This is a genomic window from Stenotrophomonas sp. YJH_SMC_135, assembly GCF_059372355.1.
Window position 1 is genome coordinate 769798 of the sequence record NZ_JCAFVN010000003.1, and the last position, 21389, is coordinate 791186.

At 66.9% G+C, this 21389-nt stretch carries 16 protein-coding genes and 1 riboswitch; of the genes, 9 read left to right on the forward strand and 7 right to left on the reverse strand.

Translation table 11 applies throughout. The annotated features are described in order from the left end of the window. The first annotated feature begins 78 nt into the window (after nt 1-78). Entirely contained in the window at nt 79-537 is a 459-nt protein-coding gene (locus AC5P98_RS14585; RefSeq protein WP_014648004.1) for a hypothetical protein, read from the forward strand. Nucleotides 538-665: 128 nt separating this feature from the next. Here AC5P98_RS14585 and AC5P98_RS14590 read toward each other — a convergent pair whose 3' ends face one another. Beyond that, nucleotides 666-1517 (reverse strand): pirin family protein, encoded by an 852-nt coding sequence (locus AC5P98_RS14590; protein ID WP_014648005.1) that lies wholly within the window; start codon nt 1515-1517, stop codon nt 666-668. A 215-nt stretch (nt 1518-1732) separates the two neighbouring features. On the opposite strand from AC5P98_RS14590, the gene AC5P98_RS14595 reads away from it, so the two are divergent. Continuing rightward, nucleotides 1733-3814, forward strand: a complete 2082-nt coding sequence (locus AC5P98_RS14595; protein WP_014648006.1) for a carbon starvation CstA family protein — start codon at nt 1733-1735, stop codon at nt 3812-3814. After that, on the forward strand, nt 3814-4038 hold the full coding sequence (locus AC5P98_RS14600) for a YbdD/YjiX family protein (RefSeq protein WP_032958992.1): 225 nt from the start codon (nt 3814-3816) through the stop codon (nt 4036-4038). Before AC5P98_RS14595 ends, AC5P98_RS14600 begins: the two co-directional genes overlap by 1 nt. Before the next feature lie 117 nt (nt 4039-4155). Here the strand turns inward: AC5P98_RS14600 and AC5P98_RS14605 are convergent, their stop codons facing one another. Further along, nucleotides 4156-5406 (reverse strand): DUF819 family protein, encoded by a 1251-nt coding sequence (locus AC5P98_RS14605; protein ID WP_014648008.1) that lies wholly within the window; start codon nt 5404-5406, stop codon nt 4156-4158. Between the two features lie 158 nt (nt 5407-5564). On the opposite strand from AC5P98_RS14605, the gene AC5P98_RS14610 reads away from it, so the two are divergent. Further along, complete coding sequence (locus tag AC5P98_RS14610; protein ID WP_049404936.1) at nt 5565-5954, forward strand: VOC family protein; 390 nt, start codon at nt 5565-5567, stop codon at nt 5952-5954. A gap of 87 nt (nt 5955-6041) precedes the next feature. Here AC5P98_RS14610 and AC5P98_RS14615 read toward each other — a convergent pair whose 3' ends face one another. Together AC5P98_RS14615 and AC5P98_RS14620 are read right to left on the reverse strand one after the other, a co-directional pair. Continuing rightward, nucleotides 6042-7328, reverse strand: a complete 1287-nt coding sequence (locus AC5P98_RS14615) for a sensor histidine kinase (RefSeq protein WP_032958989.1) — start codon at nt 7326-7328, stop codon at nt 6042-6044. Further along, nucleotides 7315-8028, reverse strand: a complete 714-nt coding sequence (locus AC5P98_RS14620) for a response regulator transcription factor (protein WP_014648011.1) — start codon at nt 8026-8028, stop codon at nt 7315-7317. The genes AC5P98_RS14615 and AC5P98_RS14620 overlap by 14 nt, the downstream gene beginning before the upstream one ends. Before the next feature lie 131 nt (nt 8029-8159). Between AC5P98_RS14620 and AC5P98_RS14625 the strand changes: the two genes are divergently transcribed. From AC5P98_RS14625 to AC5P98_RS14640, 4 genes are all read left to right on the forward strand, one after another. Continuing rightward, the gene (locus AC5P98_RS14625) at nt 8160-9863 is read left to right on the forward strand and encodes an ArnT family glycosyltransferase (RefSeq protein WP_049420433.1); all 1704 of its coding nucleotides are present in this window, start codon (nt 8160-8162) and stop codon (nt 9861-9863) included. A 111-nt stretch (nt 9864-9974) separates the two neighbouring features. Further along, the gene (locus AC5P98_RS14630) at nt 9975-10742 is read left to right on the forward strand and encodes a phosphatase PAP2 family protein (protein WP_049407129.1); all 768 of its coding nucleotides are present in this window, start codon (nt 9975-9977) and stop codon (nt 10740-10742) included. Beyond that, nucleotides 10739-12388 (forward strand): phosphoethanolamine transferase, encoded by a 1650-nt coding sequence (locus AC5P98_RS14635; protein WP_049407131.1) that lies wholly within the window; start codon nt 10739-10741, stop codon nt 12386-12388. The genes AC5P98_RS14630 and AC5P98_RS14635 overlap by 4 nt, the downstream gene beginning before the upstream one ends. Before the next feature lie 590 nt (nt 12389-12978). Next, complete coding sequence (locus AC5P98_RS14640; RefSeq protein ID WP_032960031.1) at nt 12979-14943, forward strand: M2 family metallopeptidase; 1965 nt, start codon at nt 12979-12981, stop codon at nt 14941-14943. 295 nt (nt 14944-15238) lie between these two features. On the opposite strand, the gene AC5P98_RS14645 is transcribed toward AC5P98_RS14640, so the two are convergent. From AC5P98_RS14645 to AC5P98_RS14655, 3 genes are all read right to left on the reverse strand, one after another. After that, the gene (locus AC5P98_RS14645; protein WP_014648016.1) at nt 15239-15631 is read right to left on the reverse strand and encodes a hypothetical protein; all 393 of its coding nucleotides are present in this window, start codon (nt 15629-15631) and stop codon (nt 15239-15241) included. 83 nt (nt 15632-15714) lie between these two features. Then, on the reverse strand, nt 15715-16608 hold the full coding sequence (locus AC5P98_RS14650) for a siderophore-interacting protein (RefSeq protein ID WP_032960029.1): 894 nt from the start codon (nt 16606-16608) through the stop codon (nt 15715-15717). 140 nt (nt 16609-16748) lie between these two features. Then, nucleotides 16749-17975, reverse strand: coding sequence for a multidrug effflux MFS transporter (locus AC5P98_RS14655; RefSeq protein WP_495230075.1), 1227 nt, complete (start codon nt 17973-17975; stop codon nt 16749-16751). Nucleotides 17976-18274: 299 nt separating this feature from the next. Next, nucleotides 18275-18377, forward strand: a riboswitch (glycine riboswitch). 62 nt (nt 18378-18439) lie between these two features. On the opposite strand from AC5P98_RS14655, the gene gcvP reads away from it, so the two are divergent. Beyond that, nucleotides 18440-21307 carry an aminomethyl-transferring glycine dehydrogenase gene (gcvP, locus tag AC5P98_RS14660; RefSeq protein ID WP_014648019.1) on the forward strand — a complete coding sequence of 956 codons (2868 nt, stop codon included), beginning with the start codon at nt 18440-18442 and terminating at the stop codon, nt 21305-21307. Nucleotides 21308-21389 lie beyond the last annotated feature (82 nt).

Here is a 21389-nt window from a genome sequence, read left to right on the forward strand (position 1 = left end):
GGGCGGCATCCGGGGATGGGATGCCACGGCCGCCGGCCCTGCTGGCGGAGCCAAACAACTCATCACCTTGGGGGATGCATGAAGTTCGTGCCTGTCATCTTGTCGAGCCTGCTGTTCGCTGCGGCCCAGGCCGCCGCGCAGGCGCCGTCCGAATGTCCTTCGCTGCCAGCCAGCAGTGGCCTGCAGTGGCAGCAGCAGGTGCAGGCCGATTTCCTGGTCTGCCGCGCCAGCACCCCTGATGGCCGCGAAGTACTGAGCCTGATGCTCAGCGCGCGTGACCCCGCCATTCCGCTGAGCCGCTCGCTGCGCCAGGAAAAAGGCAGCTTCGGCGGTGAATCACTGTACTGGTACCAGCCCGACCTGGGCGGCCAGCAACCGCCGGGATATGCCGAACGGCGCATCAGCGTGGTCAAGATCGACAAAGGGCGTTATGCGCAGATTGCGCTGTATCCGGACAGCGCGCAGGAACTGAGCTCACTGCAGCAGCTGGCGCAGGGCATGAGCCTGACCCCTTCGGCCGTGGCCGCCGGGCGCTGAAGGTGACGGGGATGACTGCCTGGCAGCATCCCCGCAATGCACCTCGATCGGCAGGTAGTGCCGGCCGCCGGCCGGCAAACCCTTCGGTCCTGATCAAAAGCAGGTGCCGGCCGGCGGCCGGCACTACCTCAGAACCTGCCTTCCTGGAAATCGACGAAGGCCTGCATCAGTTCCTGCCGCGTGTTCATCACGAACGGGCCGTGCCGCATCACCGGCTCGCGCAACGGACGGCCGGCCACCAGGATCAGCCGCGCGCCTTCGCTGCCAGCCGAAACATGCAGCTGTTCGCCGCCGCCCAGCACCGCCAGCTCCTGGCGCGCAACATCACGGGCGGCGTCCTGTTCACCCACCGTCAGTCCGCCTTCAAATACATAGGCAAAGGCGTTGTGGCCTTCCGGCAGCGTGTAAGTCCAGGCCCGGTCGGGCGCCAACGTGATGTCGAGATACAGCGGCTCGGTGGCCGGCTGCACGATCGGGCCGCGGGTGCCGTCGACCGAGCCGGCGATCACCTTCACTTCCACGCCGGCTGCCGGCTGCACCACGGGAATGCGCTCGGGCGCGAACTCCTGGTACTTCGGCTCGGTCATCTTCTCCTTCGCCGGCAGGTTCACCCACAGCTGGAATCCACGCATCTGCCCGCTTTCCTGCTCGGGCATCTCCGAGTGCACCAGGCCGCGGCCAGCGGTCATCCACTGCACGCTGCCCGGGGTCAACAGGCCTTCGTTGCCATGGTTGTCGCGATGCCGCATGCGTCCGTCGAGCATGTAGGTGACGGTCTCGAAACCGCGGTGCGGGTGTTCCGGGAAGCCGGCGATGTAGTCCTCGGCCCGGTCGGTGCCGAATTCATCGAGCAGCAGGAACGGGTCCAGGTCCGGCAGCGTCGGGCCGCCGATGACGCGGGTCAGGCGCACGCCGGCACCGTCGGAGGTGGGCATGCCACGGATGGTGCGCAGCACGCGGACCGGTTCGGGAAGGCTCATGGCGACTCCTGTGGGATGGATGCCCCTGAAGATGGACGCCACATGGCCGTACGCCAATGGATGGCACCGCAACCAATTGTTCCATCCCTGATGTTGGCTGCACGTCAGCGCCACCGTCGTACGACCAAAGTACTACCGCCGATTCGTCCTGTGCCAATTGACCCTGTCGTGGGCAAGCAGGACTCTTTGACTGTCTTTCCGGGAGAGAGCACCTCATGAAAGGGTTTTCCAAACTGGGCTGGGCGGCACTCGCCCTGCTCGGCGCATTCTGTCTGGGCACCGTCGCCCTGCGCCGCGGCGAGCACATCAACGCACTGTGGATCGTGGTGGCCGCGGTCTCGCTGTACCTGGTCGCCTACCGCTTCTACAGCCTGTTCATCGCCAACAAGGTGATGCAGCTGGATCCGACCCGGGCCACCCCGGCGGTGATCAACAACGATGGCCTGGACTACGTGCCGACCAACAAGCACGTGCTGTTCGGCCACCACTTCGCCGCCATTGCCGGCGCCGGCCCGCTGGTCGGCCCGGTGCTGGCCGCGCAGATGGGCTACCTGCCCGGCCTGCTGTGGCTGGTGGTGGGCGTGGTGCTGGCCGGCGCAGTGCAGGACTTCATGGTGCTGTTCCTGTCCAGCCGTCGCAACGGCCGCTCGCTGGGTGACCTGGTGCGCGAGGAGATGGGCCAGGTACCCGGCACCATCGCCCTGTTCGGTGCGTTCCTGATCATGATCATCATCCTGGCGGTGCTGGCGATGGTGGTGGTCAAGGCGCTGGCCGAAAGCCCGTGGGGCATGTTCACGGTGATCGCGACGATGCCCATCGCGATCCTGATGGGCGTGTACATGCGCTACATCCGCCCCGGCAGGATCGGCGAGATTTCAGTGGTTGGCCTGATCCTGCTGCTGGCCGCGATCTGGTACGGCGGCAAGGTCGCCGCCGACCCGGTGTGGGGGCCGGCGTTCACCTTCACCGGCACCCAGATCACCTGGATGCTGATCGGCTACGGCTTCGTCGCCTCGGTGCTGCCGGTGTGGCTGCTGCTGGCCCCGCGCGACTACCTGTCGACCTTCCTCAAGATCGGCACCATCATCGCGCTGGCCATCGGCATCCTGGTGGTGATGCCGGAACTGAAGATGCCGGCGCTGACCCAGTTCGCCGCCAGCGGTGATGGCCCGGTGTGGAAGGGCGGCATGTTCCCCTTCCTGTTCATCACCATCGCCTGCGGTGCGGTCTCCGGTTTCCACGCACTGATCTCCTCCGGCACCACGCCGAAGCTGCTGGCCAATGAAGCGCACATGCGCTACATCGGCTACGGCGGCATGCTGATGGAATCGTTCGTGGCGGTGATGGCGCTGGTGGCGGCCTCGATCATCGATCCGGGCATCTACTTCGCGATGAACAGCCCGGCCGCCGTGATCGGTGCCGATGCAGCCTCGGCGGCGCACTACATCACCAACACCTGGGGCTTCACCATTACCCCCGAGCAGTTGACCGCGACCGCGGCCGCCATCGGTGAACCGACCATCCTGCACCGCGCCGGTGGTGCACCGACGCTGGCGGTAGGCATCGCGCAGATCCTGCACGAAGCGATCCCCAGTGGCAGCGACGCGATGATGGCGTTCTGGTACCACTTCGCGATCCTGTTCGAAGCCTTGTTCATCCTGACCGCGGTGGACGCCGGCACCCGCGCCGGGCGCTTCATGCTGCAGGACCTGCTGGGCAACTTCGTGCCGGCCCTGAAGAAGACCGAGTCGTGGACCGCCAACATCATCGGTACCGCCGGCTGCGTGGCGCTGTGGGGCTACCTGCTCTACACCGGCGTGGTCGATCCGTTCGGCGGCATCCAGACGCTGTGGCCGCTGTTCGGCATCTCCAACCAGATGCTGGCTGGCATCGCGCTGATGCTGGGCACGGTGGTGCTGTTCAAGATGAAGCGTGACCGCTATGCGTGGGTCACTGCGGTACCGGCGGTGTGGCTGCTGATCTGCACCACCTACGCCGGCTTCATCAAGATCTTCGACAGCAACCCGGCGCAGGGTTTCCTGGCGCAGGCACACAAGTTCCAGGCCGCGCTCGCCAGCGATACGATCACTGCACCGGCCAAGTCGGTGGCGCAGATGAAGCAGATCGTGGTCAACGCCTACGTCAACACCGGCCTGACCGCGCTGTTCCTGCTGGTGGTCGGCGCGGTGCTGGTGTATTCGATCAAGACCATCCTGGCGGCACGCCGCAACCCGCAGCGCAGCGACCGCGAGACCCCGTACGTGGCGCTGAAGCCGCATGAAATGGTGGATCTGTGATGAGCACGCAACTGGTTCCCGCCGGCCAGTACCAGGCGCACCGCCGCATCTGGCGGCGCCTGGTGCAGACCGCACGACTGTGCTGTGGCATTCCTGATTACGACAACTACGTCCGGCACATGCTGGATAAGCACCCGGACCAGGAGCCGATGGACTACAAGACGTTCTTCCGCGAGCGCCAGGAAGCGCGTTACGGCGGGCGCAACGGCGGGCGCTGCTGCTGAGGGCCAGGCCTGCCTTTCAGCAGGCAAAAGAAGGCCGAGCGCGGGCTCGGCTCTACACGGGCAGAGCGGGCTCGCGGCGCACGCCGCGAACCCGCAACAGGATCGTCCGGCCAGGACTCAGGCGCCGGCCATCCACTTCAGGATCAGGCCGGTGACATACGCCAGCCCGGTGCCGGTGGCATAGCCCACCGTACCCAGCAGCACGCCCACCGGGGCCAGCGTCGGATGGAAGGCTGCGGCCACCACGGGGGCCGAGGCGGCCGCGCCGATGTTGCCCTGCGAACCGATCGCGAAGAAGAACAGCGGCGCGCGCAGCAGCTTGGCCACCACCCACAGCACCAGCACGTGCGTGGCCATCCAGATCGCGCCAAGCAGGAACAGCCACGGCCGATCCAGCAGCGACAGCAGGTTCATCTGCATGCCGATGCAGGCGATCAGGAAGTACAGGAACACCGTGCCCAGCCGCGAAGCGCCTGCGGCTTCCAGCCGGCGCGCACGGGTGAAGCTCAGGCCCAGGCCCATCGCCGTGGACAGCAGGATCACCCAGACGAACTGGCTGTCGAGGCTGAACTGGCTGGCCCAGCTGACATTGGCCTTGAACCAGCCCGACAACGGCGCGGCGATGGCATGGGCCAGGCCGACGCCACCCAATGCCACGCCAACGATCACCATCAGGTCGGTCATGCTGGGAATGCGCGCGTTCTGTGCCTCGTAGGCGCTGATGCGCGCCTTCATCTCGTCGATGGCGCGGGTGTCGGCACCGTTGCGGGTATCGATCTGCTGCGCGCGGTTGGCCAAAAACAGCAGGATCGCCATCCACAGGCTGGCGCAGGCCACGTCGACCACCGCGAACTGGCCAAAGGTGGTGGCATCGGTGCCGAACACCTCGCGCATGGCCACCATGTTGGCGCCGCCACCGATCCAGCTGCCGGCCAGCGCAGCCATGCCGGCCCAGGTATCACCGGCCACCGTTTCCGGATGGATCAGCTTCATCAACTGGAACGAGACGATGGCGCCGAGCATGATGCCGGCGGTACCGGCGCAGAATACGATCAGCAGCTTTGGGCCGAGCTTGATGACGCCTTTCAGGTCGATCGACAGCGTCAGCAGGACCAGCGCAGCGGGCAGCAGCACGTCGCGCGCGACCGGGTTGTAGAGCGAGGTGTTGTGGCCATCGATGACACCGGCGGTGTTGTAGATGGCGGGGATGAAGTAGCACAGCAGCAGTGCCGGCACCCAGGCGAAGATCTTCTTCAACAACGGGGTCGGACCACTGGCGGCCCAGAAGATCAGGGCCAGGGTGGCGGCAATCAGGCCCAGTCCAACGATGTCGTTGCTGATCAGGGCGGTAGCGGGTTCGGTCGGCATGGGATCCTCTGTCGATCGAAAGAGCGGAGAAAAAAAAGCGCCGCATGAAGCGGCGCAGGTCGAGATTAACATTGTCTTCACGCCTGGTCATGCTGCGCTGCTTGTCGCCTTCCCCTGCATTGACGACGATTGCGGCATCACCGTTGTGGAGCAGGCCCATGCAGCTTGGTGCGTTCTCTGTCAGCCTGTCCGTGAAGGATCTGGCCGCCTCCTGTGCGTTCTACGAAGCCCTCGGGTTCTCGGTCACCGGTGGCGATCCCACGCAGAACTGGCTGGTAATGCGCAGCAACGGCACGGTCATCGGGCTGTTCCAGGGCATGTTCGAGGGCAACCTGCTGACCTTCAACCCCGGCTGGGACCAGCACAGGCAGGAGCTGCCCCACTTCCAGGAAGTGCGTGAACTGCAGGCGGAACTGGATGCCAAGGGTATCGAACTGGCAGTCCGCACCGACCCCGATGGCCAGGGGACCGGCTACCTGCAGCTGGCCGATCCCGACGGCAACGTGATCCTGATCGACCAGCACGTGGCGCGGCCGAACGGGCGGTAATGCGAACAGCCATTGCGTGGGTAGGCGTCGACCTTGGTCGACGGGCCGCATGCCAACCTAAGGTTGGCATCTACCAGGACGGCCGGTTCAGGCCGGGCGCGAGGCACTGAAATCGAGCGTGACACGCGTTCCGCGCGGTTCGCAGGGCTGCAGCTGCAGGGTCCAGCCCAAGTGCTCGCACAGCCGCGCGATCAGGTCCAGGCCAATGCCGCTGCCACGATCGGCGCGTCCGCCACGGGCCATGCGCGCGTGGATGGCGGCAATCTCCTCCGGGCTCATGCCATGCCCTGGGTCCTGCAGCGTCAGCACCGCCGACGCACTCAGCTGCAGCTCGATATGGCCGCGGCCGCTGTTCTCGATGGCATTGCGCAGCAGGTTGCCGATCGCCGCCTGCACCACTGCCATCGGCGCAACGATATCCACCGGCGCCGCCTGGATGCCGATGCTCAGGTCCTTGTCACCGAGCAGGTGGCGATGGTCGTCGACGATCTCCGGAAGCAGCTGGTCCAGGGCGATGCGCTCGGCACGCGCGGCCAGGCGTGCCGGATCACGCGCCAGCACCAGCAGCAGCTCGATCAGCTGCTCCACGCTCTGCGCTGTGCGCAACACCCGCTGCATCTGCTGGCGGGCGCGCTCGGGCAGGCCCGGTTGCTCCAGCGCGAGCTCGGCAGCACCGGTCATCACCGCGATCGGCGTGCGCAGTTCGTGGCTGGCGGTGCTGATGAAGACCCGCTCGCGCTCGACGAACTGCTCGTTGCGGTCCAGGTAGTCGTTCAACGCACCGGCGATGGTATGCAGCTCAGCGCTGCCGCGCGGATCGACTTCGATACGCTGGCCCTGCACGCCCGGCCGCAGCCCGGCAATGTGCTGTGCCAGCAGGCTCAACGGACGCACCATCCGCTCCATGCCGAACGACGCCATCAGCACGGTGACGAAGATCATGATCACCCCGGCCAGCATCACCCAGCGCGTGGCGAACTGTTCCAGGTCATGGAAATCGGAGATGTCCAGCGCCAGCGCCACCCGTCCCATCGACTGCGTTTCACGGACCATCACCGCCGTCTCGCGGCCCTTGACCATCACGCCGTCATGCAACCCCGGATGCAGGGAGCGCAGGCTCTCTGGCAGATTGACCGCGTCAAAGCGGTACAGGCTCAGCGTGTCCGAGTCCTGCCAGCGATAGTGAGGTTCGTGCTCGACATGCTCGACGATGCTGTCCAGTTCGGAATTGAGCAGCGCGCGCCACGCGGCGTGCTCGGCGTGTTCGTGCACGTAGTTGCCGACACTGAACACTGCAATCGACAGCAGCGCCAGGTACCCGAGCAACCACCACACCACCCGCCGGTACAGCGGCCCCGGCTTACGCGCCCTCATCAGCATTCCTGCCTGCGTCGGCAGCGTCCATCAGCGCCAACCGATAGCCCACCCGCGGCAGCGTATGGATCAGCTTGTCGGCAAACGGGCCGTCGACGCTGCGGCGCAGCTCGTAGACATGCGAGCGCAGCAGATCGCCATCCGGTGGCTCGTCGCCCCACAGGGCGAACTCCAGCTGCTGGCGGGTGACCGCACCGGGGCTGGCGCGCATCAGCACTTCCAGCAGCTTGCGGCAGGCCGGGTACAGGTGCAGCACCTGGCCACCACGCTGGGCTTCCAGGGTCGCCAGGTCCAGCACCAGGTCGCCCACCTGCAGGCGCTTGCGCGGATTGCGGCCCTGCGCGCGCAGCAGCAGCGCCTCCAGCCGCACTTCCAGCTCGGGCAGGGCGAACGGCTTGGTCAGGTAGTCGTCGGCACCGGCGCGGAAGCCGGCGATCTTGTCCGGCAGCTCGTCGCGCGCGGTCAGCATGATCACCGGCACCTCCGACGCGTGCTCGGCGCGCAGGCGACGCAGCACCTCCGGCCCCTCCATGCGCGGCAGCATCCAGTCCAGGATCACCGCATCGTAGGGGTGGCTGCCTGCCAGGTGCAGGCCGGTGATGCCATCCGGGGCCACGTCGAGCACGTGCCCGCGCGACTCGAAATAGTCGAACAGGTTGGCCACCAGCTGGCGGTTGTCCTCGATCACCAACAGACGCATGCACGAAAGATCCACGGAAGTTCGTACCATGGTAGCGCCGACCATGTCGGAATGCGGTCGCCCTGCGCCCGCTCCGACGCCTTTCCTACCCCAGCCACGTCAGAGTGGCGGTTTTGCTCCCGGAGCCTGCCGTGCCCGTAGCCCTGCCCCGCCGTTGGCGCCTGCCCCTGTTGTGGCTGCTGATCATCGCCGCGTTGGCCGCCGGTATCGGCCTGCGCCAGCCGCAGCCGCCGGACGAGCCGCGCTTCGTGCTGGCGGCCCGTACCATGGTCGAAAGTGGGGAATGGCTGCTGCCGCACCGGGGCGTGGAGCTGTACGCGGAGAAGCCGCCGGTCTTCATGTGGCTGCAGGCGGCCGCTTACGAGGTGGTCGGCAGCTGGCAATGGTCGTTCCTGCTGCCGTCGCTGCTGGGCGCCCTGCTCAGCCTGTGGCTGGTGTCGGACCTGGCACGGCGGCTGTGGTCGCCGCGGCATTCCCTGTACGCCCTCGCGGCGCTGTTCTGCACCCTGCAGTTCGGCCTGATGGCCAAGCGCGCGCAGATCGACATGGTGCTGGTCGGCATGACCACGGTGGCCCTGTGGGGATTGATGCGCCACCTGTGCGAGCGCCGCAACCTGCCCGCGCTGTGGCTGGCCGGTTTCGCCGCTGGCCTCGGCACGGTGACCAAGGGCGTGGGGTTCCTGCCGCTGCTGATGGTGCTGCCGTGGTTCGGCTGGTGGCTGTACCAGCGCCGCCGCGGGCGCAGCGTGGACGGTCCGCACCCGGCAACGCTGCTGTGGCTGATCCCGGCCTTCCTGCTGGGCGTGGCGGTGTGGCTTGCCCCGCTGGGCTGGGCATTGCTGCATGAGCCCAGCGCGTCCCTGCAGTCCTACGCCCACGAACTGCTGTTCAAGCAGACCGGCACCCGCTACGCCAACGCCTGGCACCACCGCCAGCCGGTCTGGTACTACCTGCAGGTGATCCTGACCTTGTGGCTGCCGGGCAGCCTGCTGCTGCCGATGCTGTTCAAACCCTGGTGGCGCCGCATCCGCCGTGGTGACCGCCGGCAATGGCTGCTGCTGGGGTGGGCGCTGCTGGTGCTGGTGTTCTTCAGTGCCAGCCCCGGCAAGCGCGAGGTCTATGTGCTGCCAATGCTGCCGGCGATGGCGCTGGCGGTGGCCCCGCTGTTGCCTGGCCTGCTGCGACGGCTTTGCGTGCGGCGCTACCTGTTCGGCTACACCGTGGTGCTGATGCTGGCCACCGGTGTGCTCGGCGTGATGCTGATGACCGAACATCCGTGGGCCCTGGCGCAGCTGGAACGGCGGGCGATGCCCGATTCGCTGCTGCCGGTGCTGGGAGATGGCCTGCTGACCTTTGCCATTGCCCTGGCCACGTTGATCGTGTGGCTGCGGGTGCGACGTGCCGCAACGCTGGTGCTGCTGACCCACGGCATGCTGTGGATGCTCTACGGCCTGGTGCTGATCCCGGCGCTGGATCCGTACGCATCAGCGTCGGCGGTGATGCGCCGGGTGGGCGCGCGGATCGGCCCGGACGCGGAGCTGGCACTGGTCGCCTGGCGCGAACAGAACCTGCTGCAGGCAGATCGGCCGGTGCGCGAGTTCGGCTTCAAGCGCCCGTGGGCCGAACAATGGCATGACGCCGGCCCGTGGCTGGCCGAGGCGCCGGGCAAGCGCTGGGTGCTGGTGCTGGACGATGCGATGAGCCCCTGCGTGGACCCGGCCAAGGTGATCGACATCGGCATTGCCAACAGGAATCGTTGGCAACTGCTTCCCGGTACGGCCTGGGACCCGAAGTGCCACGCCGAGCGGACCGGATCGACCGCCGAAGAAGACTGAACGGTGACGCGCGCCGGGGACTCATTAACCCGGCGCGAACGGGCGTCCGACCCTTCTCCGACATCGAGGTGACGAGCATGAGCGCGGATTCCCGAACCGCCCCTTCCCAGCATGCCCGTTCGTCCCATTGATGCGGTTGCGCCGCTTGCGACATCACCACTGGCGTCAAGATTCGCCGTAACTCACTTCTGGCTGCCTGTCGCAATCGGTCTGCCCGTGTTTACGCTGCTGATGGGTTTCGGCGGTGATCAATGGGTGGCCGATCACCTGTTCCGCCTCGAAGGTGGCCACTGGGCGTTGCAGGACGCCTGGGTCACCCGCACGGTGGTGCACAAGGCCGGCAAGTGGCTGAGCACATCGGCGGCGCTGGTCGCGATCCTGTTGTGCGTGCACCACTGGCGCAAGGGGGGCGATCGCACCCTGCGATGGGCGCTGCTTTATGTCGTAATTGGCATGGCGCTGGGTACGGGCGTGATCTCCCTGCTGAAGACCCTGGTGCCGATGGAATGTCCTTGGGACCTGCTGCGCTATGGTGGCCATCAGCCCTATATCGGGCTTTTCACGCAGCGCCCGGCCGGCATGGCCGCACAGGCCTGCTTCCCTGCCGGCCACGCCAGCGCAGGCTATGCGTGGCTGTGCCTGTACTATTTCGCCCTGCTGTGGCGCCCGTCGTGGCGCTGGGCAGGCTTGTGGATCGGCCTCGGCACCGGCCTGGTGTTCGGCATCAGCCAGCAGCTGCGCGGCGCGCATTTCATTTCGCATGACGTTGCCACCGCGTTGATATGTTGGCTGCTGTCACTCGGCCTGTACCTGATCGTCAAAGGCATCCTGATCCGCCCTCAGCTGGACCGTCCCAACCGCCAGGAGGCAAACGCATGAGTGCATCGGTCCAACGCCCCGCCCGCGCTTCTGCGCTGGCGGGTCTTCGCCACTGGCGGCCACAGCTGTCCACCGAAGCACTGATCGCGTTCACCAGCCTGTTCTTCGCGGTGGCCGGCAACGGCCTGTTCTGGCACAGCGCGATGGCCAGCCATCCGGGCAGCCTGCGCTACGCGCTGTCGCTGCTGCTGTTGCTGCTGGGTGCGCACGGCGTGCTGCTGGGCATCCTGGTCTGGCGCTGGAACGCCAAAGTGGTGATCAGCCTGCTGCTGCTGGTGACCGCATTCGCCGCACACTACATGAGCCGCTACCACATCTACCTGGATGCGGACATGCTGCGCAACGTGCTGGCGACCGACCCCAAGGAAAGCCGCGAGCTGATGACGGTATCGCTGCTGTGGCCGGTACTGCTGCTGGCAGTGCTGCCGATGGTGGTGCTGTGGCGCGTGCAGCTGCGCCGCCGCAGCTGGGGCCGCAGCCTGCTCTGGCGCGTCGGCTTCCTGGTGGTGGCGGCAGTGACGGCTGTCGGCGGCGCGTTGATCTCGTTCCAGGATGTCTCGGCACTGATGCGCAACCAGCGTGAAGTGCGCTATCTCGCGACACCGGCCAATGTCCTGTTGGGCATGCCGCGTGCATTGCGTGGCGACAATCCGGTGCAGCGCGCGCCGAAGCTGCCGATCGGCACCGATGCCAAGGCCACCCCGCGCGCGCCGGCCAGCAAGCCGCGCCTGCTGGTGATCGTCATGGGCGAGACCGTGCGTGCGCAGAACTGGGGGCTCAACGGTGGCCGCAACACCACCCCGGAACTGGCGCAGGCCAGCGTGATCAATTTCCCGGACATGCATTCGTGCGGCACCAGCACCGAGGTTTCGTTGCCGTGCCTGTTCTCGCCGTGGGGCCGCCATGACTACGACGAGAAGAAGATCCGCGCGCACCAGTCGCTGCTGCACGTATTGAACCGTGCCGGCATCGCACCGTTGTGGCGTGACAACCAGTCCGGCTGCAAGGGCGTGTGCGAAGGCTTGGACTTCCAGTCGCTGTCCGATGCCACCACGCCGGGCCTGTGCGCCGATGGCCGCTGCATGGACGAGATCCTGCTGCAGGACCTGGCCACCCAGGTACGCGCCAGGCCCGGCGACCGGGTGGTGGTGCTGCACCAGCTGGGCAACCACGGTCCGGCCTACTTCGAGCGCTATCCGCCCGCATTCCGCCGTTTCACCCCGACCTGCGATACCCGTGACATTGGCCGTTGCTCGCGCGAAGAGATCACCAACAGCTACGACAATGCCGTGCTGTACACCGATCACTTCCTGACAAAGACCATCGGCACGCTGCAGGGCATGCAGGATTACGACACGGCGATGATCTACCTGTCCGACCACGGCGAGTCGCTGGGCGAGAAGGGCCTGTTCCTGCACGGCGTGCCCTACGCCATCGCCCCGGCCGAGCAGACCCGGGTACCGATGACGATGTGGTTCTCGCCAGGCTTCGCCAGCAGCCGTGGGCTGGACCTGCAGTGCGTGCGCAAGCGTTCGGCGGCGTATACCGACCATGACAACCTGTTCCCGTCGGTGCTGGGCCTGATGCAGGTGAAGACCTCGCTGTACGAGCGTGATCGCGACCTGTTCGCCAACTGCGAGAGTTGAGGGGTGTTCGGCAGGGCTTGCAGCCCTGCACCTGCAGGGGCAACGGCCGAAGCAACAGCAACAGCGTGCATTCCGTGGGATGGTGGGTGGGTCCGGTGGCGGGAGACGCCGTAAACCCATCCTTGGGGGCTTGGCCGCGCCATCCATGCCGCGGACACTCCCGCCACCGGACCCACCCCGCCTTCGACAGTTTTCCGCGATCTGTTGGACATGCCGATGGGGTCGGATCCGTTTTCCGTAGGAAAACGGATCCGACCCCATTTTGATTGTCGATATCTGACAGATGTGTCGACCAAGGTCGACACCTACCGACAGCACACGGAATCTGTCAGAGGTGGGGCGGTGTCGGAGTGCGGGGTGTCAGCCGCATGGATGCGGCTGCCAAGCCTACACGGACGTACTTGCGGCGTCCCCGCACTCCGACACCGCCCCGCCAAACCACGGATAGTCCGCTGTTGCTGTTGCTTCGGCTTTGCCGTTGCTTGAAGGCCTCTGCGGGTGCCGGGCGCCGCCCGGCCGACTTCCGCCACTTGCGGTGGCAGCGGCTGCCCACTAGCCTTCGGCCGTCGTTCACTACCCAAGGACCGCCCGTGAAACACCGTCATCTCCTGCTGGCCTCGGCAATCGCCGCCGCCACGCTGGCCCTGGCCGCCTGCAAGAAGGAAGCTGCCCCAGGCACCGATACCGCCAGCAGCAGCGCCCCGGCCGGCGAAACCGCCGACCAGTTCGTGGCCCGCATCAATGCCGAGTTCAAGGCCGCCTACCCGGAGATGACCTCGGCGCAGTGGCTGTCCTCCACCTACATCAACAGTGATTCGGAACGCATCGCGGCCAAGGCCAACGAGCGCTCGCTGACCCAGCTCAACAGCTGGATCGAACAGGCTGCGAAGTTCGACGGCAAGCCGATGAGCGAGGACAGCAAGCGCGCGATCCACCTGCTGAAGCTGATGTCGTCGATGCCGGCACCGCGCGACCCGGCCAAGCTGGCCGAGCTGACCCAGATCGCCACCCGCATGGAAGGCAGCTATGGCGCCGGCAAGTACTGCACCGATGCCAACGATCCGAACTCCTGCCGCCAGCTGGGCGAGCTGGAGCAGGTGCTGGCACGCAGCCGCGACTATGACAAGCAGCTCGACGCCTGGCAGGGCTGGCACAGCACCACCAAGAACATGCGCGGCGACTACCAGAAGTTCGTCGGCCTGGTGAACGAAGGCGCCAAGGGCATGGGCTTCACCGATGCCGGCCAGATGTGGCGCAGCGGCTATGACATGCCGCCGGAGCAGATCGGCCCGGAAACCGACCGCCTGTGGGAACAGGTCAAGCCGATGTACGAGCAGCTGCACTGCTACGCACGCGGCAAGCTGGACAAGACCTACGGCAAGGACAAGGCCGAAGTGGGCAACGGCCTGATCGCCGCGCACCTGCTGGGCAACATGTGGCAGCAGGACTGGTCGAACCTGTGGGACCAGCTGGAACCGTACCCGGGCGCCGGCAGCCTGGACATCACCGCGGCGCTGGAGAAGCAATACCAGACCAACCTGAGCGCGGCGCTGGCCAAGGCCGGCAAGGATGCCAACGTGGCCGCGCAGTACAAGGCGCAGCGCGAGGCCGAACTGCGCACCGCCAAGCAGATGACCGAACGCGCGCAGGACTTCTACGTGTCGCTGGGCATGCCGTCGCTGCCGCAGTCGTACTGGGAACGCACCCAGTTCATCAAGCCCGATGACCGCGATGTGGTCTGCCACGCCAGCGCCTGGGACATGAACATGGAAGGCGACGTGCGCACCAAGATGTGCATCAAGCCGAACGAAGAGAACTTCACCACCATCTACCACGAGCTGGGCCACATCTATTACGACCTGGCCTACAACCCGCTGCCGCCGCTGTTCCAGGGCGGTGCCAACGATGGGTTCCATGAAGCGATCGGCGACACCATCGTGCTGGCGATGACCCCCAAGTACCTCAGCTCGATCGGCCTGGTCGATGCGCCGACCGAAAGCCGCGAAGCGGTCATCAACAACCAGATGCGCATGGCGCTGTCGGGCGTGTCGTTCCTGCCGTTCGGGCTGATGATCGACCGCTGGCGCTGGGGTGTATTCGATGGTTCGATCACCGCCGACAACTACAACAAGGCATGGTGGGACCTGAAGGCCAAGTACCAGGGCGTGGCGCCTGCCAGTACCCGTGGCGAGGAGTTCTTCGATCCGGGCGCGAAGTACCACGTGCCAGGCAACACCCCGTACACCCGCTACTTCCTGGCGCGCATCCTGCAGTTCCAGTTCTACAAGGGCCTGTGCGACGCGGCCGGCTACAAGGGCCCGCTGCATGAATGCACCTTCTACGGCAACAAGGAAGCCGGCCAGAAATACTGGGCGATGCTGAGCAAGGGTGCCAGCCAGCCGTGGCAGGCCACGCTGAAGGAGCTGACCGGCACCGACAAGCTCGATGCCGGCCCGATGATCGAGTACTTCACGCCGGTCAACGAGTGGCTGAAGCAGCAGAACGAAGGCCAGATGTGCGGCTGGCAGGCCAACGCGGCACCGGCGGCGAAATGAGAAAAGGGGCGGGTCCGCAAGGATCCGCCCCTTCCTGGTAGTGCCGGCCGCTGGCCGGCAACTACGCGATGAAGACCCCGCGGGCAGCCGGCCAGCGGCCGGCTCTACCGGAACAGCAATCAAGCAAAGGCCAGATGTGCGGCTGGCAGGCCAACGCGGCCCCGGCGGCGAAATGAAAAAAGGGGCGGGTCCGCAAGGATCCGCCCCTTCCTGGTAGTGCCGGCCGCTGGCCGGCAACTACGCGATGAAGACCCCGCGGGCAGCCGGCCAGCGGCCGGCTCTACCGGAATGCCTGTCAGCTGTCCTTCTTCGCCGCCATCGCCGCGGCCAGGTCCGCCTTGAACTCCTCGAAGGTCTGGCCCTTTTCCTTCGCTTCGGCCTGTGCGGCGTCGCGCAGCGCATCGGAGTACATCAGGCGCACCGGCGTGCCGTTGCGCTCGTGCAGTTCACCGGCCTGCATGATCAGCGCCAGTACCTGCGCGGCGGAGTCACTGTGGCCGGCGATACGGCCGTCCATGCCCAGCACCCATTCGCCATCGCGGCGCACGACACCGGCCAGCAGGGTGCGCTGCGCGTCGCGCAGTTCCGCATGTGGCTCCACCGGCGAGGCCTGGGCAGCGGCCTTGTTGGCGGCCTGCTTTTCCTGGCGACGGCGCTGGTCGCGGCGGGTCTTGGAGCTGGTGGACATGGTGCGGTACCGCTGCGAAAGGGGGCGCAAGGATAGCGCACCCCACGCGCAGCACCGCTTCACGCGCGCTCGATCCAGCAAGGTCAGTCCAGCACCTTGCCGTGCCGCCAGTAACCCATGAAGGTGATCGTGCGGCGGTCCAGCCCGCACTCGCGGACCAGATGGCGACGGATCGCCATCACCGCTCCCGCCTCGCCTGCCACCCAGGCATACAGCGGCCCGGCCACGCTGGCATCGGCCTGTTCCCAGAGAATCTGCGCGTCAACGTCGATCTCTTCCAGTTCTTCGCCAGCGACCACGCTCGAGGCGGCCAGGCGCGCCTGCACCGCCTGCAACAGAGGCGCCCCGTACGCCGCCTGCCCGCGCGGCAACCAGACCAGCTCGGCCGTGGCCGGCGCCTTCAGGCGAACCGCATCACCGGCCTGCGCCACTTCCAGCAGGGCCAGCGTACGCGGCGGATCCACCCTGGCCGCCAGTTCCTCGAGAATCCCGGCCACTGCCGGCAGCGCGGTCTCGTCAGCCACCAGCAGCACCTGGCCAACGCCGGCCGGCGGCTTCCATTCCCAGCCCTCGCTGCTGTCGGCGCAGTCGGCATCCGGGGCCAGCAGCACCACGCGGTCGCCCGGCCGTGCATGGATGGCCCATCGCGAGGCCGGCCCGGTCTCGCCATGCAGCACGAAATCAACATCGACCTCGCCCTGCTCTGCACGCAGCTGGCGGAGGGTGTAGGTGCGCATCGGCGGGCGCTGATCGTCCGGCAGGGCCCGATAGCGTGGGTACCAGTCCTCGCCGCTGGGGACCTGCGGCGCCTCCTGGCCGGGCAAGGGGAAGAACACCTTGATGCGCTGGTCCGGCCCTCCGGTCGTCATCCGCGCCACGTCGGCACCGGTGAACACCATGCGGTCCAGGGAAGGGGAAAGAACGCGGCGCTCCTTCAGCGCCACCTCGAACAGGCGGTAGGTCTGCTGCGCAGCCATGGGGAACCTCATGCAACGACAGTGGATCGGCTGGCTGTCGTGCACCTGTGCACCGGCTGGCTGGAGTGCCCAGCCTAGTCCGGCGGTTTCCCGCCGCAAGCGTTGCGGGCGCCACGGCCCGCCCTACCCCTGCGCGCTGCTCAGTGACCCGTGCAGGCTGCCTGCGCCGCGCGTTCGCGCCGGTGTTCCCAGTACCAGAACACGAAGCCGGCGCCGAAGAACCCAGCCTCGCCCAACGCCAGGTGCAGCGGGCTGGCGCTGAGCAGCGGCGACACCACGCCGGCCACCACGGTGCTGATCATCAGCTGCACGAAGGCCTGCAGCGACGAGGCCAGGCCGCGCTGGTGCGGGTACATGTCCAGCACCGCCAGCGCCAGGATCGGGAAGATCAGCGCCATGCCCATGCCACCCAGGAAGATCGGCAGCACCGCCCACGGCAGCACGAACTGCGGCGCCAGCGCCACGTAGCCGACGTTCAGCAGCACCGACAGCGCGCACAGGCCGAAACCAATGGATACCTGGCGGGTGGGCGTGGTGTGCCCGGCCATGCGCCCGGACAGGAACGAGCCGGTGGTCATGCCGCCGATGGTGGGGATGAACAGCCAGGCGAAACCGCCCTCGCCCAGGTGCAGGTGTTGCATCACGAACACCGGTGCCGAGGAGATGTACAGGAAGATGCCACCGAAACCGATGCTGCCGGCCAGCGCCAGGCGCAGGAAGCGCGGATTGAAACCGATGCGCACGTAATCACGCATCAGCACCCGCGGCGACAACGGAACGCGCGCTTCGAGCGGATGGGTCTCCGGCAGGTAGCGGGCGGTGGCCGCCAGCAGAACCAGTGCGAACACCACCAGGAACCAGAAGATCAGCGGCCAGCCAGCACCGCTGAGCAGGATCCAGCCACCGATGATCGGCGCGATCGCCGGGGCGATGCCGAACAGCATCGACACCTGGCTCATCAGCCGCTGCGCGTCGTGACCGTGGTACAGGTCGCGGATCACCGCGCGGCCGACGATCATGCCGACGCCTGCGGACAGGCCCTGCAGGGCGCGGAACCCCAGCAGCGTGGTCAGATCGGTGGACAGCGCACAGCCGACCGAGGCGCCCACGAACACCACCAGGCCGCCGAGGATCACCCGCTTGCGGCCCCAGGCATCGGACAGCGGGCCGTGTGCCAGGCTCATCAGGCCGTAGAACAGCAGGTACACGCTGATGGTCTGCTGCACCGCCACCTCGTCCACCGCCAGGCGCTGGGCCAGCTGCGGGAACGCGGGGAAGATGGTGTCGATCGAGAACGGACCGAACATGGCCAGGCCGGCGAGCAGCAGGGCCATGCGGCGGGTGGAAGGAGCAACAGCGGCGGTCATGGAGAAGGCGTCCGGCAGGGCCATGCGCGGCACGCACGGCGGGCGCCAGTCCCCTGCAGCAGGGACGGCGCCAGATGAATTCGGGTATCCGCCCATCATAGGTGGGGATTGCGCCTGATGCCATGCAGCAGTGCACAAAACGCACGGGCGGGCCATCGGCCATTCAGGCGCCGCGGCCGGGCCCGCAGGCGGCTGGCGGGCCCGCAACGGGCTATAATCGGCGGGCAACACGGTGGGAGAAGCGGAACACCGCTGCCGAAGGCGCAACGCCCGTAATCGCTCAGGCCCGATACCACCCGTAACACAACTCTGGAGAGACCGGTTCGATCCGGCGCCGAAGGGGCACGAAGCCGCGGTTTTCCGCGCTTCCAAACTCTCAGGCAAAAGGACAGAGGGGCGCCCCGCAGACCGCCGACCGGCGGCTTGTGCCCGTGCGTGTGCCCTTTCCTGACGGATCCTTCGCCATGTCCCAGAACACCCCTTCCCTGCGTGAGCTCGAGCACCACAATGCGTTCGTCGAGCGCCACATCGGCCCCAACGATGCCGAGATCGCGCAGATGCTCGACGTCGTCGGCCACGCGTCGCTGGATGCGATGACCGATGCCATCGTACCGGCCAAGATCAAGTCGCCGGCGCCGCTGGCACTGCCGGAATCGATGACCGAAGTGCAGGCACTGGCGAAGATCCGTGCGATCGCCGACAAGAACACCGTGCTGCGCAGCTTCATCGGCCAGGGCTACTACGGTACCCACACGCCGAACGTGATCCTGCGCAACATCCTGGAAAACCCGGCCTGGTACACCGCCTACACCCCGTACCAGGCCGAGATCTCGCAGGGCCGCATGGAAGCGCTGATCAACTTCCAGACCCTGTGCGCCGACCTCACCGGCATGGAAATCGCCAACGCCTCGCTGCTGGACGAAGCCACCGCCGCAGCTGAAGCGATGACCCTGGCCAAGCGTTCTGCCAAGTCGAAGTCGGACACCTTCTTCGTGCACGACGCCGTGCACCCGCAGACCCTGGAACTGCTGCGTACCCGCGCCGAGCCCATGGGCATCGTGCTGCGCGTCGGCACCCCGGCCGAGGCACTGGAAGCAGAAGCCTTCGGCCTGCTGCTGCAGTACCCGGACACCTTCGGCCAGATCGGCGACTACAAGGCGCTGGTCGAGGCCGTGCACGCGCGCGGCGGCCTGGTGGCCGTGGCCACCGACCTGCTGGCGCTGACCCTGCTGGCCGCCCCGGGCGAATGGGGTGCGGACATCGTGGTCGGCAACAGCCAGCGTTTCGGCGTGCCGTTCGGCTTCGGCGGCCCGCACGCCGCATTCATGGCCTGCCGCGACGCCTACAAGCGCTCGATGCCGGGCCGCCTGATCGGCGTCTCGGTCGATGCCCAGGGCAACCCGGCCTACCGCCTGACCCTGCAGACCCGCGAGCAGCACATCCGCCGCGAGAAGGCCACCTCCAACATCTGTACCGCACAGGTGCTGCTGGCGGTGATGGCCTCGATGTATGCCGTGTACCACGGCCCGGAAGGCCTGACCCGCATCGCCCGGCGTACCCACCGCCTGGCCTCGATCCTGGCCGCCGCGCTGCGCGAGGCCGGCGTGCAGGTCGGTGGCGACTTCTTCGATACGCTGCACATCACCGGCGTGCATGCCGATGAGATCCACGCCAAGGCACGCGCCGCCGGTTACAACCTGCGTGCGATCGACAGCGACTCGGTCGGCATCAGCCTGGACGAGACCGCCACCCGCGGCGACGTGGTCGCGCTGGCCGCCGTGTTCGGCGCGCAGGCCGACATCGATGCGCTGGATGCCAGCACCGCCGACGCACTGCCGGCCGGCCTGCTGCGCCAGTCCGCATTCCTGACCCATCCGGTGTTCAACACCCACCACAGCGAGCACGAACTGCTGCGCTACCTGCGCTCGCTGGCCGACAAGGACCTGGCGATGGACCGCACGATGATCCCGCTGGGCTCGTGCACCATGAAGCTCAACGCCACCGCCGAGATGATCCCGGTGACCTGGCCGGAGTTCTCGCAGATCCACCCGCTGGTGCCGGCCGACCAGGCGCTGGGCTACAAGGAACTCATCGACACGCTGGAAGCGATGCTGGTGGAATGCACCGGCTATGACGCGGTCAGCCTGCAGCCGAACTCCGGCGCGCAGGGCGAGTACGCCGGCCTGCTGGCGATCCGCGCCTACCACCGCTCGCGCGGCGAAGGCCACCGCGACATCTGCCTGATCCCGGATTCGGCGCACGGCACCAACCCGGCCTCGGCGCAGATGTGCGGCATGAAGGTGGTGGTGACCAAGACCGATGCCAACGGCAACGTCGACGTCGAGGACATCCGCCTCAACGCCGAGAAGTACAGCGACCGCCTGGCCGCGATCATGATGACCTACCCGTCCACGCACGGCGTGTTCGAGGAAGAGGTGGTGGAGATCTGCGAGATCATCCACAAGCACGGCGGCCAGGTGTACACCGACGGTGCCAACATGAATGCCCTGGTCGGCGTGGCCAAGCCGGGCAAGTGGGGGTCGGACGTTTCGCACCTGAACCTGCACAAGACCTTCTGCATCCCGCACGGCGGTGGCGGCCCGGGCGTCGGCCCGTGCGCGGTCAAGGAGCACCTGGCCCCGTTCCTGCCGGGCAAGCTGGGTGACAACGGCCCGGTCGGCATGGTCAGCGCGGCCAGCTTCGGCAGCGCCTCGATCCTGCCGATCAGCTGGATGTACATCGCGATGATGGGCCGCGACGGCCTGCGCAAGGCCACCCAGGTCGCGCAGCTCAACGCCAACTACATCGCCAAGCGCCTGGCCCCGCACTTCAAGACCCTGTACACCGGCCGCAACGGCCTGGTGGCGCACGAGTGCATCCTGGACGTGCGCCCGCTGGAGAAGACCAGCGGCATCGGTGCCGAGGACGTGGCCAAGCGCCTGATCGACTTCGGCTTCCATGCCCCGACCCTGAGCTTCCCGGTGGCCGGCACGCTGATGGTGGAGCCGACCGAAAGCGAATCGCTGCACGAACTGGATCGCTTCATCAACGCGATGATCCAGATCCGCGAGGAGATCACCGCGATCGAAGACGGCCGCCTGGACCGCGAGGACAACCCGCTGAAGAACGCGCCGCACACTGCCACCGCAGTGACCGCCAGCGAGTGGACCCACGCCTACCCGCGTGAACTGGCCGCCTTCCCGCTGGCCAGCCTGAAGCAGAGCAAATACTGGCCGCCGGTGGCGCGTGTCGACAATGTGTACGGCGACAAGAACGTGATGTGCGCCTGCATCCCGGTCGATGCCTACAAGGATGATGAAGTCGAGGCGTGATTCCTCACTGCATCGGTAAAGAAAACGGCCCGCGCAAGCGGGCCGTTTTCATGGGGCGTGTGGACCAAGGCCCACACCCACA